The sequence below is a fragment of the Acidaminococcus massiliensis genome (genome assembly GCF_900095825.1).
Taxonomy (GTDB): domain Bacteria; phylum Bacillota; class Negativicutes; order Acidaminococcales; family Acidaminococcaceae; genus Acidaminococcus; species Acidaminococcus massiliensis.
Genome location: NZ_LT608315.1, coordinates 347169 through 365335, shown reverse-complemented (window position 1 = coordinate 365335; position 18167 = coordinate 347169). Strand labels below are relative to the sequence as shown.

Below are 18167 nucleotides of genomic sequence, written 5' to 3'. Positions count from 1 at the left end.
TCTCGAGACCCAAGCAAAAGGAGTTCTTGCATGAGTGTTTTGGATGTTGCCCATCTTTCCCACAGTTATGGGGGACGGGAGATTTTCGACGATGTTTCTTTCCGCCTGGAAAAGGGGGAACATGTGGCCCTGGTGGGGGCCAACGGGGAAGGGAAATCCACCTTTATGTCCATCATCACCGGGAAACTGACCCCCGATGAGGGGAAGGTGACCTGGGCCCGGCGGACCAAAGTGGGCTACCTGGACCAGCATTCCGCCCTGGAGCCCGGGAAGACCATCCGGGAAACCCTCCGCACCGCCTTCCAGGACCTGGTGGAACAGGAACAGGAAATGCTGGCGGACTATGACAAAATGGAAAGCGCTTCCCCGGAAGAGATGGAACGGCTCATGGAGGAAGTGGGGGAGATCCAGGAACGGCTGGAAGCGGCGGACTACTACAACCTGGATGCCAAGATCGAAGAAGTGGCCGGAGGCCTGGGACTCCGGGACATCGGACTGGAACACAAGGTGGACGAACTGTCCGGGGGCCAGCGGACCAAGGTGCTGCTCACCAAGCTGCTGCTGGAAAATCCCGATATCCTGCTGCTGGACGAACCCACCAACTACCTGGATGCGGAGCACATCCAGTGGCTTACCCGGTACCTCCAGGAGTACGAAAACGCCTTCATCCTGATTTCCCACGATGTACCCTTCCTCAATGCCGTGACCAACATCATCTGGCATGTGGACAACCTGAAGCTGGACCGGTATACCGGGAACTACGAGAAGTTCGAGGAGATGGCAGCCCTGAAGCGGCGCCAGGAAGAGGCAGCCTACGAACGGCAGCAGGCGGAGATCAAAAAGGAACAGGACTTCATCGCCCGGAACAAGGCCCGGGTGGCCACCCGGGGCATGGCCAACAGCCGGCAGAAGAAACTGGACAAAATGGAGATCCTTACCAAACGGGCGGAAAAGCCCAAACCCCATTTCCGGTTCCTGGAAGACCGGACCCCATCCCGGTTCGTGCTTACCGCCAGCAACCTGGTGCTGGGGTATGATGTGCCCCTGACCAAACAGGTGGACCTGAAGCTGGAACGGGGCCAGAAAATCGCCATCCGGGGTACCAACGGCCTGGGGAAATCCACCCTGCTGAAGACCCTTTTGGGGATGATCCCTCCGGTGGCAGGCAGTGTGGAACAGGGAGATTTCGTGTCCGTAGGGTATTTCGAACAGGAAAGTGCCAAAGGGAACCAGAACACCGCCTTGGAGGAACTGTGGCAGGAATACCCGGGGATGACCAATTCGGAAGTCCGGGGGGCCCTGGCCGCCTGCGGTCTCACCAACGACCACATCACCACCAAGATGACGGCCCTTTCCGGAGGCGAAGCGGCCAAGGTGCGGCTGTGCAAGATCATGCAGCGACCGGCCAATCTGCTGGTCTTGGACGAACCCACCAACCACCTGGATGTGGAGGCCAAGGAAGAGCTCCAGCGGGCCCTCCGGGAATACAAGGGGACCCTGCTCCTGGTATCCCACGAACCGGAATTCTACGAAGACTGGGTGGACCAGGTGTGGAACATCGAGGGATGGTCCACGAAGATTGTGTAAGGAGTAAAGAAGTCAGAAGTCAGAAGTCAGAAGCCGAATGATAAATTTGCAGGCAAATTTTTTGAATGTGTAAAACCATTAATCGAAAGGGAATCTCATGATGATTTCGGTCCTGGTTCTGCATCATCAAAAGGACCTGGCTGTTGAGACAGGTCCTATCCGGAGGCTCCAGACTTTGGACTCCAGACTTCCGGCTTGGGATTGCTGCCATGCAGCAATCTCCATTGACGAGGGGAGAAAAAATGGAAGACAGCAAAGCGAAAAACCTGACTTTGGATGAACTGTATCACAAGATGCTGAAACGGGCGGCGGAAGGGAAGAATGTGGAAGACATCGACAACGCCGATCCCAAGATGATCGAATGTCTGGCCCATCCGGAAGAAACCAGCCTGGTGTGGCGGGTGAAGCCCTGTACTTGTTCGGAAGACAAGCAGGCGGACTGCGTGAAGGTCTGCCAGTGGGACGCCATGCATCCCAGTGTCGATGGGGTCCAGATCGATCCGGACAAATGCGTGGGCTGCCAGGCCTGTGTGGATGCCTGCAAACTGGAATCCCTGAAGACCAAGAAGGATATCATTCCCGTGGTGGAAGAACTGAAGAAGGGGGATACCCCCATTTATGCCCTGGTGGCTCCTGCCTTCTCCGGCCAGTTCGGTCCGGAAGTCACCGCCGGCAAGCTGCGGACGGCCCTGAAGCTGCTGGGTTTTTCCGGGATGCTGGAAGTGGCGGTGTTCGCCGATATCCTGACCTTGAAGGAAGCTTTGGAATTTGACAAGAACGTCAACAAGGAAGGAGACTTCCAGCTGACCAGCTGCTGCTGCCCTATGTGGATCGCCATGATCCGCCGGCTGTACCACCAGCTGATGCCCAATGTGCCTGGTTCCGTTTCTCCCATGATTGCGGGGGGCCGGACGGTGAAGGTGCTCCATCCCGAAGCCAAGACTGTATTCATCGGGCCCTGTATGGCCAAAAAAGCGGAAATCAAGGAACCGGATCTGAAGGGAGCCATTGACTACGTGCTCACCTATGAAGAGCTCCGGGACCTGTTCTCCACCACCAACTTGGATCTGGCCTCCCTGGAAGAGGACAATGTGCCCCACGCCTCCAAGGCGGGGATCTGCTACGCCTACGCCGGCGGGGTGGCGGCGGCTGTGGATGCTACGGTGAAGAAGCTGAATCCCCACCGGAAGATCGAGATGAAGATCCGCCGGGCGGACAGCGTGCCTGAATGCCGGGCCATGATCGACAACATCCTGAAGGGGAACCATGAAGGGAACTTCTTCGAAGGCATGGGCTGCAAGGGCGGCTGCGTAGGCGGTCCCAAGGCTTTGGTGAACCGGGAGGAAGGCAAGAAAAACGTACAGGCCTACAGCGATGAGGCCCAATACAAGACTCCAGCGGAAAATCCTTACGTGATCGAATTGCTGAAAAAGTTGGGCTTTGCCACAGTGGAAGAGTTCCTGGCCAACAGCGATCTGTATGACCGGAAGTTTGATTGAGAAAAATCGGGAGTGCCTCAGGCACTCCCGATTTTTCTCAACAGCCTTTTTTATTCCGTCTTCCCAAAATTCTGCAGCAGCAGATCCAGGAACCCCTGGACGGCCGGGGTGAACAGCTGGCCCCGTTTCCAGATCAGGCTCATGGTATCCAGAAGGGGAGGGCTGCAGGGCCGGAAGCAAAGGGGACTGCCGCTGGTGTTGATGAGCCCGTCCAGCCCCATGGCCAGCCCCAGCCCCCCGGCCACCATTTTGGCCCCGTTGGTCAAGAGGGTGTAGGTGCCTGCAATATGCAGATGGTCCAGGTCCCGGCCCAGCCATTCCTGGGGGATCCCGGTAAGCATGGCCTGCCGGGACAGGATCAGAGGCTGGTCATGGACCTGTTCCGGGGTCAGTTCCGGGTACAGGGCCAGGGGATGGGTACGGGGCAGAAGGAATCCCCAACGGTCCACTGGGGTCAGGGGAACCACCTTGTATTTTCCCGGATCCGAAGGCCCGTAGATCAGACCAAAATCCACCAGGCCCTTTTCCAGCATTTCCCGTACTGCTTCTCCGTCTCCGCTGCGGATATGGAACCGGAGCTGGGGATGGAGCTGGGCAAACTGGCTGGCCACCTGGGATATCTGCCGGATTACGTCGGTTTCTCCGGCACCCATGTAAATGTCCCCGGCAATCTCAGAAGAGGTGTGGATTTCCGAACGGGTCTTCTGGAACAGCTCCAGGATCTCTTCCGCCCGTTTCCGGAACAGCTGGCCTTCCGGGGTCAGGCTCAGATGCCGCTTTCCCCGGATCAGCAGGGGACGGCCTAGTTCCTGTTCCAGATTCTGCATCTGCCGGGATAAAGTGGGCTGGGTAATATGGATGAACTGGGCAGCCCGGGTAATGTTCCCTTCCCGGGCCACCACTAAGAAGTTTTTCAGGGTTTCACTGTCCATCAGGATCCCTCCTTTGTATTTATTATATCATGCAAAAAGTGTATTATAAATGATAAAAACTAACTATTTCACATGAATTCTATTTTCTGTTATACTCAGAACCATCAGAAACAAACCACATGATCTGGAAGAGAAAAGGAGAAAACCATGTTAGGAAATTTTACATACTGCAATCCCACCAAACTGTTCTTCGGCAAAGGGGCCCTGGAAAACATCCGGACGGAGCTGGACAAATACGGCAGCCGGGTGATGCTGGTATACGGCGGGGGTTCCATCAAACGGAACAGCATCTATGACCAGGTGGTCCGGGTGCTGGCGGAAACAGGCAAGCAGGTGGTGGAGATTTCCGGGGTCATGCCCAACCCGACGGTGGACAAGCTCCGGGAAGGCATCGCCCTGGCCCGGCAGCACAAGGCGGACTTCATCCTGGCCGTGGGAGGCGGTTCCTGCTGCGACTATGCCAAGGCTCTGGCCGTATCCATCCATTGTGAGGAAGATCCCTGGGAAAAATACTTTGTGAAGTTCGAAGAACCTTCCTGCCCCATTGTTCCCGTGGGCTGCGTGCTCACCATGGTGGGGACCGGATCCGAAATGAATGCCGGGTCTGTGATCACCAACCCGGAACAGAAACTGAAGATCGGCCATGTGTTTGCCAGTGAAGAAGTGATGCCCCGGTTCTCCGTGCTGGATCCCACCTACACTCTGACCCTGCCCCGGTACCAGATGGTGGCCGGTATCTACGACATTTTCAACCACATCTGCGAACAGTATTTTTCCGGGAACGATGACAATACCAGTGATTACTTGGCGGAAGGCCTGATGCGTTCGGTGATCCATGCCAGCCGGATCGCCAGCCAGGATCCTCAGAACTATGAAGCCCGGAGCAACCTGATGTGGGATGCCACCTGGGCATTGAACACCCTGATCGCCAAAGGCAAGACCACCGACTGGATGGTCCATATGCTGGGCCAGTCCGTAGGAGCTCTGACCAATGCCACCCATGGCATGACCCTGGCTGCCGTATCCCTGCCTTATTATCGGTACATCCTGCCCTATGGGCTGTGCAAATTCAAACGGTTTGCGGTCAATGTGTGGAATGTGGACCCTCAAGGCAAAACGGACCGGGAAGTGGCGGAAGCTGGACTCCAGGCCATGGAAGACTGGATGCACGGCCTGGGTCTTGTGATGAAGACTTCCCAGCTGGGGGCCACCGAAGCCATGATCCCGGATCTGGTCCGGAGCACCCTGATCCTGGAAGGGGGCTACAAAGTCCTGGACCAGGAAGAAATTGCCGCCATCTTCCGGGAAAGCCTGTAAAAACCAAAATGGAGAAATCCCCTGACGATAAAGGAGAAATTGTATGAAACAAGATCTTGGAAAAATCCTGGCGCTGTATCCCACGCCTGCGGTACTGGTTGGTTCTCTGACAGAAGGCCGGGCGGACTGGACCATGGTGGCCCATGTGGGAATCATTGCCCATGACCGGTTGCTGGTGAGTATGATGAAGGAACATTATGGAGCCCAATGCATTGAAAAAAACGGTATTTTTACCATTTCGTCCGTAACGGCAGATTTCCTGGAAAAAGCAGATTATGCCGGGCTCCATTCCGGCAATGACACGGATAAATCTCGGCTGATGGCCTGGCATCCGGGGGTAACCGGAGCACCGGTGCCGGAAGAGGCCAAGTTGGTCATTGAATGCAGGGTGGTGGACAATTACCCTCATCCGGTCTTCGACAATTTTATTGTGACCATTGAAAAAGTCTGGGCGGAAGACAGCATCCTGGATGCCAAAGGAAAAATCGATTACAGGGTGTTCAAACCTGTACTGTTCGAATTCCCCACCTACCAGTATCTGGAAACTGGGAAAATCCTGGGAAACTGCCGGCAGTTGGGCAAGAACCTGGGAAAGGAAGGGGAAAAAGCATGAAAACTATAAATCCTAAAAAGATCAGTACCCTGGCCAGTGCCCTGCTGCTGGGACTGACTCTTTTCGGAAGCACCGTGGCAGGAGCTTCTGAACGGGTGGCGGATCAGTCCAAAGATCCCTGGTTCGCTCCTCTGCCCAAAGTAATGCCGGCTCCCCGGTATGCGGACCACGGGGCGGACAATTTCTACAAGAGCAGCAAGGTGACCATGAAGCCGGTGACCTTCAAGAACCAGTTCAACATGAAGGTGGCCGGGAACCTGTACATCCCCAAGACTTACCAGAAGGGCCAGAAACTGCCGGCGGTGATCGTGGGCCATCCCATGGGGGCCGTGAAGGAACAGAGCGGTACTCTCTATGCCCAGAAAATTGCGGACCAGGGCTTCGTAACCCTGGCGGTGGATACGCCTTACTGGGGATCCAGTGAAGGGACGCCCCGGAACAGTGTGCTGCCGGACATTTATTCCGAAGCCTACATGGCCGCCGTGGATTATCTGGGGACCCGGGATTTCGTGGACCGGGACAACATCGGGGCTTTGGGGGTATGCGGCAGCGGCAGTTTCATCATCAGCGCCGCCAAGATCGATCCCCGGATCAAGGCCATCGCCACCGTTTCCATGTACAACATGGGGGCGGCCAACCGGGACGGACTCCATCATTCCCAGACCCTGGAACAGCGGGAAGCCTATATTGCCGATGCGGCCCGGCAGCGGTATGCGGAATTTGAAGGGGAACCCCGGAAGCTGCTGGGGGGAACCACCCATACCCTGAATGAGCAAACCGATCCCATCCAGCAGGAATTCTACGATTTCTACCGGACCACCCGGGGTGCGGCAGCAGGCAAAGGGCAGGATATGAACACCACCACCCATCCCACCTACACCAGCAATGTGAAGTTCATGAACTTCTATCCTTTCCAGGATATCGAGACCATTTCTCCCCGTCCCCTGCTGTTCATCACCGGTGATCAGGCCCACTCCAGAGAATTCAGCGAAGACGCCTACCGCCGGGCCAAGGGACCCAAGGAACTGTATTATGTGAAAGGGGCCGGCCATGTGGATCTGTACGATAAAACCGAACTGATCCCCTTTGACAAGATCACCTCTTTCTTCAGCCAGTATCTCCATTTAAAAAAATAAATAAAGGAGCTGTGAAAAAATGAGAAATCATTTTTTCACAGCTCCTTTTCCTTTTTCTCCTTCCCCACTCCCGGTACCGTATCCACATTGGGTCCGTGGACCGTGTGGCCGGTGCCTGCGGGGGTGTGGGGAACCCCCGCAGACACCGGTGCGGGATGGGGACCGTGGTAGGACAGGTTGTTTTCCAGGATCCCGTCCGGATTGGTGGCCACATGGGGATGGACATAGGTGGTGCCTCCTCCAGGGGTGGAACGGATATAGCCGTTCACAGGATGGACCGGGACCGGGTGGCCGTCTGCCGGGACATAGCCCTCTCCCGTGCCGTGGAATCCCTCCCCGCCCATGTGTCCAGTGTGGCCGGTGTTGGAGAAGGCGGCTCCGTCGAAGGCTCCCAAAATCTTCAGGAACGGCAGCAGGAAGGAAATCACCACCAGGGGCAGGCCGAACAGCACCGTAAGAGCGGTGCGGCTTTCATACCCTTTCCGGTAGGCCATCCAGAGAAACAGATGGACCAGGAGCACCGGCAGCCCGGCGGCCAGGAGCAGGGTGGGATAGACCAGCAGCTGCCGGAGGGGCCAGGGGGGGACGATGAGATGGCCCAGGGTCAGCAGTCTGTAGCAGACTTCCACCAGTTTCCCGCCCAGCCGCATGTGATCGGCGAAGAGATAATAGTACACCAGGTACACCAGGAAGCCGCTGGCCAGCAGCTGGGCGTTCTGGATCACGTAGCGGATCCGGAGGATGAAGAACACGATGCCGATGATGATAAAGATAATGGCCGCCGGTGGAAAGATCCGGGACAGGAACAGCATGGCTCCCGCAAAGGCCAGCATGGTCCACAGCATGGGGGCGGTTTCCACCAAAAGGAACAGACCCCAGCCTGCCATGGCGGCGGTCATATGCCCCCGGCCTGCCCAGCCCAACGTGTAATATCCCAGTCCCCACAATGCTAGCATACTCCCCCAGTGCCAGGGGCTCCGTATCTGGCTCCGTACCCATTCCGCCCGCGTCATCCCAAACCAGCTCCCTTCGAAAAAGTCCGTCCCCATGGTAGCACGGGGAGGAGGGGAAGACAAGATGAAATTGACAACGGGGAGGGGGTATGTTAAAATTTTTACGATTTGAAGATTCGGTCACGGGTTTTCAGATCCATCACAGGACCACTGGACAGGAGTCCTGCCCTTTAGGGGCAGCTGTCCGGTCAAGGCCATACGGACAGCCGGGTCCACTGCCGAACTGGCGGCAACTGGTTTGCAGCCTTATTGATTGAACCTGCAGGTTCAACTTTTATAAGTTGGTTACTTCATAACCGCAATGCGTCTGTGCGCAGACTTGTGAAACGGTCAATAAGAGTCGTTCGTAACGGGGATTCCCAGAAAGAAGCAAACCGAAATACCGGGTGAGACCTTATAACGCAAGCTGCAAGGGGGCAGCTTGCGTTTTTTTGTACAGGAGTAAAAAATACTGGGGAGGGAAAGAGCTTGGAAAAGCAATATCGGTTGAAACAGGAGCGGGCACCCATCTATGAAGCCCTGGAACGGTTCCGGAAGATGCGGGTGGTGCCCTTTGATGTGCCCGGCCACAAACGGGGCCGGGGCAATCCAGAACTGACGGAGTTCCTGGGAGAAAAATGTGTGGGAGTGGATGTGAACAGCATGAAGCCCCTGGACAACCTGTGCCATCCGGTTTCGGTAATCCGGGAGGCGGAACAGCTGGCCGCCGATGCCTTCGGCGCCAGCCGGGCTTTTCTGATGGTGGGGGGGACCACCAGCGCTGTCCAATCCATGATTTTGTCTTCCTGCAAACGGGGGGATAAGATCATCCTGCCTCGGAACGTCCATAAAAGCGTCATCAACGCCCTGGTGCTCTGCGGGGCCATCCCGGTCTATGTGAATCCGGATGTGGACAAACGGCTGGGAATCAGCCTGGGGATGAAACGGGATCAAGTGGCCAGGGCCATCCGGGAAAATCCTGATGCGGTAGCCGTCATGGTGAACAATCCCACCTATTATGGAGTGTGCAGCGACCTCCGGGCCATTGTGAAGATGGCCCACGATACAGGGATGCTGTGCCTGGCCGACGAAGCCCATGGCACCCATTTCTACTTCGGCAGCGGACTGCCTGTTTCCGCCATGACTGCGGGGGCTGATATGGCTTCTATTTCCATGCACAAGAGCGGGGGCAGCCTGACCCAGTCCAGTTTCCTGCTCACCGGGCCCAAGGTCCATGCAGGCTATGTGCGCCAGATCATCAACCTGACCCAGACTACTTCCGGCAGTTATCTATTGATGTCCAGCCTGGACATCAGCCGTCGGCGGCTGGCTCTCCACGGACGGGAAATCTTCCACAAAGTGGTGGACATGGCAGAATATGCCCGGCAGGAAATCAACAACATTGGAGGCTATTACGCCTTTGGCCGGGAACTGATGAACGGAGATTCCGTGTTCGATTTCGACAACACCAAACTGAGCATCCATACCTTGGACATCGGCCTGGCAGGCATCGAAGTGTATGATATCCTCCGGGATGACTACGACATCCAGATCGAATTCGGGGATATCGGAAATATCCTGGCTTACCTGTCTATGGGGGACCGGATCCAGGATCTGGAACGGCTGGTCAGCGCCTTGGCAGAAATCCGCCGCCGGTACCAGAAGGATCCCACTGGCATGCTCACCCAGGAATACGTGGAACCGGTGGTTGTCACCAGTCCCCAGGAAGCCTTCTATGCGGAGAAGGTGAGCCTGCCTCTGGAACAGTGCGAAGGCCGGGTGTGCAGTGAATTCGTCATGTGTTATCCCCCGGGGATCCCGCTCTTGGCTCCCGGGGAAAAAATCACCAAAACCGTGCTGGAACATATCCAGTACGCCAAAGAAAAGGGCTGCAGCATGACCGGTTCGGAGGATCCGGAACTGAAGCACCTGAATGTATTAGCATAAGAGGGGGATATAACCAATGGAAATGTGGTTCAGTGAATTTCATACCCCGGATGTGAAGCACAGCCTCCGGGTGGACCGTCATCTGTTTTCCAAGCAGAGCGACTTCCAGCGGATCGATATTTTCGAAACGCCGGAATTCGGGCGGGTCCTGACCCTGGATGGGAACGTGATGCTGACAGAACGGGATGAGTTCATCTACGACGAAATGATGACCCATGTACCTATGGCCGTCCACAAGGGCATCAAGGACATCCTGGTGATCGGCGCCGGGGACGGCGGCGTGGTCCGGGAACTGACCCGGTACGACCGGGTGGAGAAGATCGACCTGGTGGAAATGGACCCTATGGTGGTGGAAGCCTGCCGGAACTATCTGCCTGGGAATGCCTGCCGGATGGATGACCGGCGGGTGCATATCTATTTCGAAAACGCTCTGAAATTCATCCGCCACCGGGAAAATTCCTATGATCTGATCATTGTGGATTCTGTGGATCCCTTCGGTCCTTCGGAAGGGTTCTTTACCCGGGAATTCTACGGCAGTTGCTACAACGCCCTCCGGGAAGACGGAATCATGGTGAACCAGCAGGGGAGTCCTTTCTACAAGGAAGATGCCATTGCCATGCAGCGGAGCCACCAGCGGATCGTCAGCACTTTCCCCATCAGCAAGGTGTACCAGGCTCACATCCCCACGTATGCAGCCGGGTACTGGACCTTCGGCTTTGCCAGCAAGAAGTACCATCCCATCAACGACCTGGACGCTCCTGCTTGGGAAGCCTTGAACATGCATACCCGGTACTACACCACCCGGCTCCATGTGGGCGCTTTCTGGCTGCCGGCCTTCCTGGAGGAAATGCTGAAGGAAGTGGAAACGGAAGAAGGGGTCAAGGATGCTGAAAAATAATGTGGAGACGTTCCTGGCCTGCGACGCTCCCTATGAAGAGGCCAAGATTGTCCTGTTCGGGGCGCCCTTTGATTCTACCACCAGCTTCCGGCCCGGCACCCGGTTCGGATCTTCCGCCATCCGCCACGAAAGCTTCGGACTGGAGACCTACAGTCCCTACCAGGACAAGGACCTGACCGATTGCGCCGTATTCGACAGCGGGGATCTGGAACTGTGTTTCGGCAGTTCGGAAATGGCCCTGAAAGACATCGAAGACCGGACCGCTGCTATCCTCCAGGATGGGAAAATGCCCTTTATGATCGGGGGCGAACACCTGGTGACCTTAGGAGCGTTCCGGGCGGTGCTGAAAAAGTACCCGGATCTCCAGATCGTCCACTTCGATGCCCATACGGACCTTCGGGACGACTACCTGGGGGCGAAACTGAGCCACGCCTGTGTGATCCGCCGCTGTCACGATTTGATCGGGGACGGGAAGATCCACCAGTTCTGCATCCGTAGCGGGGAACGGGAAGAATGGCAGTTCGCCCGGCAGCATACGGACCTGCACCCCTTCAGCTTCGGGGGATTGGAACAGCTGGTCCGAGAGCTGGAAAAGAGCCAGGCTCCGGTGTATTTCACCATCGACCTGGACTGCCTGGATCCATCCGTGTTTCCGGGCACTGGCACTCCGGAAGCCGGGGGCATCACCTTCATGCAGCTTTTGAACGCCCTGCGGCTGGTGGCCAAAACCAATGTGGTGGCCGCTGATGTGAACGAACTGGCTCCCATGCTGGATGCCAGCGGCGCCTCTACGGCGGTAGCCTGTAAAGTGGTCCGGGAGCTGCTGCTGGCGTTGTTGTAAAGGTATGCTGCAAAAGCAGCATACCAGCTGTAGAGCCGCACAGCGGCTCAAGTCTGAAGTCTGGAGTCTGGAGCCGAAGGATAAATTTGCAGGCAAATTTATGAATGTGTAAATCGGATCCGGTTTTACAAATTACTGAGGACCCGGCCATAAAGACGGGTCCTATCCTGGGGCTTCAGACTTCCGACTCCAGACTTCCGACTCAGGTCTGCTGCTTGTGCAGCAGACCTCTTAGACACAATATTCCAAGGAGGAAAATATCATGAGCAGAGTCCTTGTTATCGGCTGCGGCGGAGTTGCTTCCGTGGCCATCCAGAAATGCTGTCAGGTCAGTGATGTGTTTACCGAGCTGTGCATTGCCAGCCGGACCCAATCCAAATGCGACGCCCTGGCAGAAAAACTGAAGGGGAAGACCGCCACCAAAGTCACCACTGCCCAGGTGGATGCGGACCAGGTGGACCAGGTGATCGCCCTGATCAAAAGCTACAAACCGGATCTGGTGATGAACATCGCCCTGCCTTACCAGGATTTGACCATTATGGATGCCTGCCTGGCCTGCGGGGTGAACTACATGGATACCGCCAACTACGAACCGGAAGATACCGATGATCCCCAATGGCGGGCCATCTACGAAAAACGCTGCAAGGAAGAAGGGTTCTCCGCCTACTTCGACTACAGCTGGCAGTGGGCCTACAAAGAGAAATTCGAAAAGGCCGGCCTTACCGCTCTCCTGGGCTGCGGGTTCGACCCGGGGGTGACCCAGGCTTACTGCGCCTATGCCCAGAAACATGAATTCGACACCATCGACACCATCGACATCCTGGACTGCAACGGTGGGGACCACGGGTACGCCTTTGCCACCAACTTCAACCCGGAAGTGAACCTGCGGGAAGTGTCCGCCCCCGGCAGCTACTGGGAAAACGGCCACTGGGTGGAGATCCCGGCCATGAGCATCAAACGGGAATACAACTTCGACCAGGTGGGAGAAAAGGATATGTACCTGCTCCACCATGAAGAGATCGAAAGCCTGGCCAAGAACATCCCCGGGGTGAAACGGATCCGGTTCTTCATGACCTTCGGCCAGAGCTATCTGGACCATATGCGCTGCCTGGAAGATGTGGGTATGCTGTCCACCACTCCCATCAACTTTGAAGGCCACGAAATCGTTCCCATCAAATTCCTCAAGGCCCTGCTGCCGGATCCTGCCAGCCTGGGTCCTCGGACCAAGGGCAAGACCAACATCGGCTGTATCTTCACCGGGAAGAAAGACGGGAAGGAAAAGACCTACTACATCTACAATGTGTGCGACCATCAGGCCTGCTACCGGGAAGTGGGCAGCCAGGCCATTAGCTACACCACCGGTGTGCCGGCCATGTGCGGTGCCCTGATGCTGCTTACCGGGAAATGGACCACTCCTGGGGTCCACACGGTGGAAGAATTCGACCCGGATCCCTTCCTGGATGCTCTGGACAAGCACGGCCTGCCCCGGAGCGAATCCCATGATCCGGTGCTGGTGAAATAATGGACTGGAACAAGGCTCGGGAACAGCGGCCCGCCTTTGCAGGGCTCCGGGGGAAGACCCCGGAAGCCGCCTTCGGCCAATTGACCACCCCCTGCTACATCCTGGACAAGACAGCCCTCCGCCGGAACGGGGAGATCCTCAAAGGGGTCCAAGACCGGACCGGCTGCCGGATCCTCCTGGCCCAGAAGGCCTTTTCCAACTACGACCTGTATCCGGTGCTGGATCCTTATTTGGCAGGCACCGAAGCCAGCGGCCTCTATGAGGCCAAACTGGGCCGGGAAGCCATGCCCGGGAAGGAAGTCCACGTATTCTGCGGGGCTTATCGGGCAGATCAGATGGAAGAAGTGTGCCAGGTGGCGGACCACATCGTGTTCAATTCTCCCCGGCAGCTGAAGACCTACGGCCCCATGGCCAAACGAGCCGGGAAAAGCGTGGGGCTCCGGATCAACCCGGAATGTTCCACCCAGGAAGGCCATGCCATCTATGATCCCTGTGCTCCCGGCAGCCGGATGGGCACCACCCGGGCCCAGTGGGATGTCCAGATGACTCCGGAATTGGTGGATATGCTGGACGGGATCCATTTCCACACTCTGTGCGAACAGGATGCCCAAGATCTGGCAAAGACCCTGGACGCGGTAGAAGCAAAATTCGGAGATATACTGCCCCGGATGAAGTGGGTGAACATGGGGGGCGGCCATCACATCACCCGGCCGGGCTACCACATCCCCCTGTTGGAAGAATGCATCCGCCGGGCCCAGAAGGCCTGGGATGTCACCGTGTATCTGGAACCGGGAGAAGCCTGTGCCCTGAACGCCGGGTATCTGGCCACCCGGGTGCTGGATATCGTGGAAAACGGTGATGTGAAGATCGCTATCCTGGATACCAGCGCTGCCTGCCACATGCCGGACGTGCTGGAAATGCCCTACCGGCCCCCTCTCTACGGTGCTGGGGAACCGGGAGAGCGGGCGATGACCTGGCGGCTGGGCAGCGGCACCTGTCTGGCCGGAGATGTAGCTGGAGACTACAGCTTCGATGGGGACCTGGAAATCGGGGACCTGCTGCTCTTCGGAGATATGGCTATCTACACCACCTGCAAGAACAACACCTTCAACGGTATGCCCCTCCCGGACATCGACCTGCTGGAAGAGGATGGGACGGTGAAGGTGCTGAAACGGTTCGGGTATGAAGATTTCAAGATGAGGTTAGGAAGGTAAAGGGGCTGTTGCATGAGCAACAGCCCGGTAGCGACCCCCAAAAAGACTGTTGCATTTGCAACGGTCTTTTTTTTTTACAATTCTTTACAAAACTCTGCTCTTACTTTTTACATGGCTCTGGTATCTTATAGCCATAGCCAAAAGCAATACAATCATCAAGGATTCTATGTAAGGGAGCGATGAGGATGATGTTGAAAAACAAATGGAAAAAATTAGCCGTGACGGTCCTGGCAGGGATGATGGTCATGGGTGCTCTGGGCTGCGGCGGCGGCCAGAAGCCAGCCGATACCAAGAAACCGGCTGCTGTCAGCGGGAATATCACTGGGTCCGGTTCTTCCGCTCTGCTGCCTCTGGTGAAGGATGCGGCAGAAAGCTTCAAGAAGCAGCATAAGGAAGTGAGCATCAGCCTGAACGCCGGCGGTTCCGGCATGGGCCTGAAGCAGGTTTCCGACGGTTCCGTGGATATGGGGAACTCCGACGTGCCGGCGGCTTCCAAACTGCCGAAAGACAAGGCTGACAAACTGGAAGACCATAAGATCTGCGTGATGACCGTAGCTACCATCGTCAACAAGGACGTGGCGGAAAAAGTCAAGAGCCTGACCAAACAGCAGCTCACTGATATCTTCACCGCTAAGGTTACCAACTGGAAAGAAGTAGGCGGTCCGGATGAACCCATCACCCTGGTGACTCGGCCTAAGACCTCCGGTACCCGTGCTCTGTTCGCCAAATACGCCATCGGCGGTGCGGAAGAAGCTTCCAATAAATCTCTGGAAACCGATAACTCCGGCCTCTTGGTCCAGAGCGTAGCCCAGAACAAAGGCGCCATCGGTTATGTGGCTCTGCCTTACCTGACCAAGAATGACACGGTAGCCACTGTTTCCATCGATGGTGTGGCCCCGACTCTGGAAAATACCTATTCCGGCAAGTACAATGTTTGGGGTTATGAACACATCTACACCAACAAAAATCCGAAAGCTGCTGTAAAGGCCTTCCTGGATTACATCCTGTCCGCCGATTACGGCAAACGGATCGAAGAACTGGGCTATGGTGTCAGCAGCAAGATGCAGGTTAAAGATACCGCTCATGATTAATGAAAAGGTAACACAAAAACTGGTGCAGGTACACCGCAAAGAGACTTTGTCACAGTCTGTCATCACAGCCTGCGGCATTGCAGCGGCCCTGCTGCCGTTCCTGATGGCCGCTTTCCTTCTCGTGAAGGGAAGCGGCACCTTTTGGGATTTTGGGCACAGCATTACGGAATTCCTGTTTTCTGCCCAGTGGAAACCCAGTGACACCATGGAAGGCGGCGGCCAGGTAGGAGCGGCCATGTTCATCAGCGGCTCCCTGGTCACCTGCTTCCTGTCCCTGGTATTTGCCCTGCCAGTGAGTCTGGCGGCGGCCATCTACATGTCGGAAATGGCTTCTCCCGCCGTGCAGCGGCTGATCCGCCCGGTGGTGGAAATGTTCACCGGGATCCCTTCCGTCATTTACGGCTGGGTAGGGCTCACCGTATTGGTGCCTTTCCTGCGGAAGATCTTCCCTATGCCCTTTGGCTTCTCGGTACTGGCGGCATCCCTGGTGCTGGCTGTGATGATCTTCCCGGTAATCACTACCATGGCGGCTGATGCCATGCTGGCCGTGCCCAAAAGCTGGCGGGATGCTTCCTATGGTTTGGGAGCTAACCGTTGGGAAACCATCCGCAACGTGATCCTGCCGGCGGCCCAGAGGGGCATCTTCACCGGCGTGGTGCTGGGCTTGGCCCGTGCCCTGGGGGAAGCCCTGGCAGTGGCCATGGTCATCGGCCAGATGAAACGGTTCCCCACTTCTCTCTTCATGCCGGCTTCCACCATGACCACGGTGATCGCCAACGATATGGGGGGGCCATGGAAGGCGGGGAATACAGCGCAGCCCTGTGGACCTTGGGCCTGCTGCTGTTTGTGATTTCGTTCATCCTGATCTTTATCATCCATACTTTTGGTAAAGATCCCCTGAAACTGAAAGAGGAGGACTGACCATGGGAGATATTGCCAAGAAAAAAACCATGGACCGGTTCATGAGCCTGCTCTTTACGGCCGGAGCAGCCGGGTCTGCAGTCCTGCTCTTTGCCTTTATCCTGGATGTGGTAGGACTGGGGCTGGGGGCTGTGACCGGGGACATCCTGATGAGTCTCCGGGATATGTTCTTCAACACCCTGTACCTGGTGTTCCTGGCCCTGGTGATCAGTGCCCTGTGGGGCATCCCCGCCGGGATCTATCTGGCAGAATACGCCCAGGACGGGAAAATGACCAACTGGGTGCGGATGGCAGTAGAGACCTTGTCTTCCCTGCCTTCCATCGTAGTCGGCTTGTTCGGCTATCTGGTGTTCATCGTCATGACCGGTTCCCAGTGGAACCTGATGGCCGGTGCCCTGTCTGTTTCCATCCTGACACTGCCTCTGATGGTGTCCGTGACGGAAAATGCCCTGAAGGACCTGCCACCTGAATATACTCTGGGCAGCTTGGGACTGGGGGCTTCCAAATGGCAGACCATCTGGAACGTCCTGCTGCCGGCCTGTCTGCCCCGGATCATGACCGGTTTGATTTTGGCAGCAGGACGTGGTTTCGGGGAAGCCGCCGCCTTGATGTTCACTGCCGGGATGTCTACGGACATTGACTGGGGCAACTGGGACTTCAGCTCCACCACCTGTCCCCTGAACCCCTTCCGCCCTGGGGAAACCCTGGCCCTCCATGTGTGGGTCATGCGGACGGAAGCTCTGAGCCCGGATGCGGCCAAAATCGCCGGGGTCACTTCCGCCATCCTGATGCTGGTGGTGGTCCTGTTCAACGTCCTGGCCCGGTATATCAGCTGGAGACTGGAAAAGAAGATGGAGGGAACTGCAGATGAGTGAGCAAGGAAACGGATCCGTTTCTCCGGAAACGCTGGTCTTCGATGTCCAGCACTTGGACCTGTACTATGGGAAACACCAGGCCCTGAAGGACATCAATATGCAAGTGAAACGCAATGAGATCACCGCCCTGATCGGGCCTTCCGGATGCGGCAAGAGCACCCTGCTGAAGACCCTGAACCGGATGAACGACTGGGTGTCCGGCTGCCGGGTGGAAGGGAAGATCTTGTTCGAAGGAAAGGATATCTTCAAGGAAGTGGACCCTTTGGCCCTCCGGTATCGGGTGGGCATGGTGTTCCAGCAGCCTTCTCCTTTCCCCAAGAGCATTTTTGACAACGTGGCCTACGGTCCCCGGGTACAGGGCATCACCAACAAGGCCCAACTGGCAGAGATCGTGGAAAAGAGCCTGCGCCAGGCGGCCATTTGGGATGAACTGAAGGACCGTCTGGACAAGAGTGCCCTGGGCCTTTCCGGCGGGCAGCAGCAGCGGCTGTGCATCGCCCGGACCCTGGCTGCCCAGCCTTCGGTGATCCTCATGGACGAACCCACTTCCGCCCTGGACCCCATTTCCACCCAGAAAATCGAGGACCTGGCCTTGGAACTGAAAAAGGACTACACCATCGTCATCGTCACCCACAACATGCAGCAGGCCAGCCGTATTTCCGACAAGACCGCTTTCTTCTATCTGGGAGAACTGGTGGAAATGAACGATACGGAAACCCTGTTCACCAATCCTTCCGAACCTCGGACGGAATCTTACATCACCGGCCGGTTCGGCTGAGAGA

At 56.6% G+C, this 18167-nt stretch carries 15 protein-coding genes and 1 pseudogene; 14 read left to right on the top strand and 2 right to left on the bottom strand.

Features of this window, described 5'->3' with window-relative positions; genetic code table 11:
- Positions 1–30 precede the first annotated feature (30 nt).
- Positions 31–1587, top strand: coding sequence for a ribosomal protection-like ABC-F family protein (gene abc-f / locus BQ2657_RS01905; protein ID WP_075579124.1), 1557 nt, complete (start codon positions 31–33; stop codon positions 1585–1587).
- Positions 1588–1829: 242 nt separating this feature from the next.
- On the top strand, positions 1830–3086 hold the full coding sequence (locus BQ2657_RS01895; RefSeq protein ID WP_075579122.1) for a [Fe-Fe] hydrogenase large subunit C-terminal domain-containing protein: 1257 nt from the start codon (positions 1830–1832) through the stop codon (positions 3084–3086).
- A 50-nt stretch (positions 3087–3136) separates the two neighbouring features.
- Here the strand turns inward: BQ2657_RS01895 and BQ2657_RS01890 are convergent, their stop codons facing one another.
- Entirely contained in the window at positions 3137–4018 is an 882-nt protein-coding gene (locus BQ2657_RS01890) for a LysR family transcriptional regulator (protein ID WP_075579121.1), read from the bottom strand.
- A gap of 147 nt (positions 4019–4165) precedes the next feature.
- Here BQ2657_RS01890 and BQ2657_RS01885 point away from each other — a divergent pair, with 147 nt between their 5' ends.
- From BQ2657_RS01885 to BQ2657_RS01875, 3 genes are all read left to right on the top strand, one after another.
- On the top strand, positions 4166–5335 hold the full coding sequence (locus tag BQ2657_RS01885; RefSeq protein ID WP_075579120.1) for an iron-containing alcohol dehydrogenase: 1170 nt from the start codon (positions 4166–4168) through the stop codon (positions 5333–5335).
- Between the two features lie 43 nt (positions 5336–5378).
- Positions 5379–5948, top strand: coding sequence for a flavin reductase family protein (locus BQ2657_RS01880; protein ID WP_075579119.1), 570 nt, complete (start codon positions 5379–5381; stop codon positions 5946–5948).
- A gap of 143 nt (positions 5949–6091) precedes the next feature.
- Complete coding sequence (locus BQ2657_RS01875) at positions 6092–7084, top strand: alpha/beta hydrolase (protein ID WP_198524564.1); 993 nt, start codon at positions 6092–6094, stop codon at positions 7082–7084.
- 35 nt (positions 7085–7119) lie between these two features.
- Here the strand turns inward: BQ2657_RS01875 and BQ2657_RS01870 are convergent, their stop codons facing one another.
- Complete coding sequence (locus BQ2657_RS01870; RefSeq protein ID WP_143224818.1) at positions 7120–8040, bottom strand: hypothetical protein; 921 nt, start codon at positions 8038–8040, stop codon at positions 7120–7122.
- Positions 8041–8565: 525 nt separating this feature from the next.
- Between BQ2657_RS01870 and BQ2657_RS01865 the strand changes: the two genes are divergently transcribed.
- The 9 genes and pseudogenes from BQ2657_RS01865 to pstB all read left to right on the top strand — a co-directional run bounded on the left by BQ2657_RS01865 (position 8566) and on the right by pstB (position 18163).
- Entirely contained in the window at positions 8566–10023 is a 1458-nt protein-coding gene (locus BQ2657_RS01865; protein WP_075579116.1) for an aminotransferase class I/II-fold pyridoxal phosphate-dependent enzyme, read from the top strand.
- A 16-nt stretch (positions 10024–10039) separates the two neighbouring features.
- Positions 10040–10921, top strand: a complete 882-nt coding sequence (gene speE / locus BQ2657_RS01860; protein WP_075579115.1) for a polyamine aminopropyltransferase — start codon at positions 10040–10042, stop codon at positions 10919–10921.
- Positions 10908–11762: an agmatinase gene (gene speB, locus BQ2657_RS01855; RefSeq protein ID WP_075579114.1), complete on the top strand. Its 855-nt coding sequence runs from the start codon at positions 10908–10910 to the stop codon at positions 11760–11762. Before speE ends, speB begins: the two co-directional genes overlap by 14 nt.
- Before the next feature lie 262 nt (positions 11763–12024).
- Positions 12025–13284: a saccharopine dehydrogenase family protein gene (locus tag BQ2657_RS01850; protein WP_075579113.1), complete on the top strand. Its 1260-nt coding sequence runs from the start codon at positions 12025–12027 to the stop codon at positions 13282–13284.
- Positions 13284–14498 (top strand): carboxynorspermidine decarboxylase, encoded by a 1215-nt coding sequence (locus tag BQ2657_RS01845; protein ID WP_075579112.1) that lies wholly within the window; start codon positions 13284–13286, stop codon positions 14496–14498. Before BQ2657_RS01850 ends, BQ2657_RS01845 begins: the two co-directional genes overlap by 1 nt.
- 185 nt (positions 14499–14683) lie before the next feature.
- On the top strand, positions 14684–15589 hold the full coding sequence (locus BQ2657_RS01840; protein ID WP_075579111.1) for a phosphate ABC transporter substrate-binding protein: 906 nt from the start codon (positions 14684–14686) through the stop codon (positions 15587–15589).
- Positions 15582–16510 (top strand): annotated as a pseudogene (gene pstC, locus BQ2657_RS01835) (phosphate ABC transporter permease subunit PstC). Before BQ2657_RS01840 ends, pstC begins: the two are co-directional and overlap by 8 nt.
- A gap of 2 nt (positions 16511–16512) precedes the next feature.
- Positions 16513–17385, top strand: coding sequence for a phosphate ABC transporter permease PstA (gene pstA, locus BQ2657_RS01830; protein ID WP_075579110.1), 873 nt, complete (start codon positions 16513–16515; stop codon positions 17383–17385).
- Positions 17378–18163 carry a phosphate ABC transporter ATP-binding protein PstB gene (pstB, locus tag BQ2657_RS01825; RefSeq protein WP_075579109.1) on the top strand — a complete coding sequence of 262 codons (786 nt, stop codon included), beginning with the start codon at positions 17378–17380 and terminating at the stop codon, positions 18161–18163. The genes pstA and pstB overlap by 8 nt, the downstream gene beginning before the upstream one ends.
- The last annotated feature ends 4 nt before the right edge of the window (positions 18164–18167 follow it).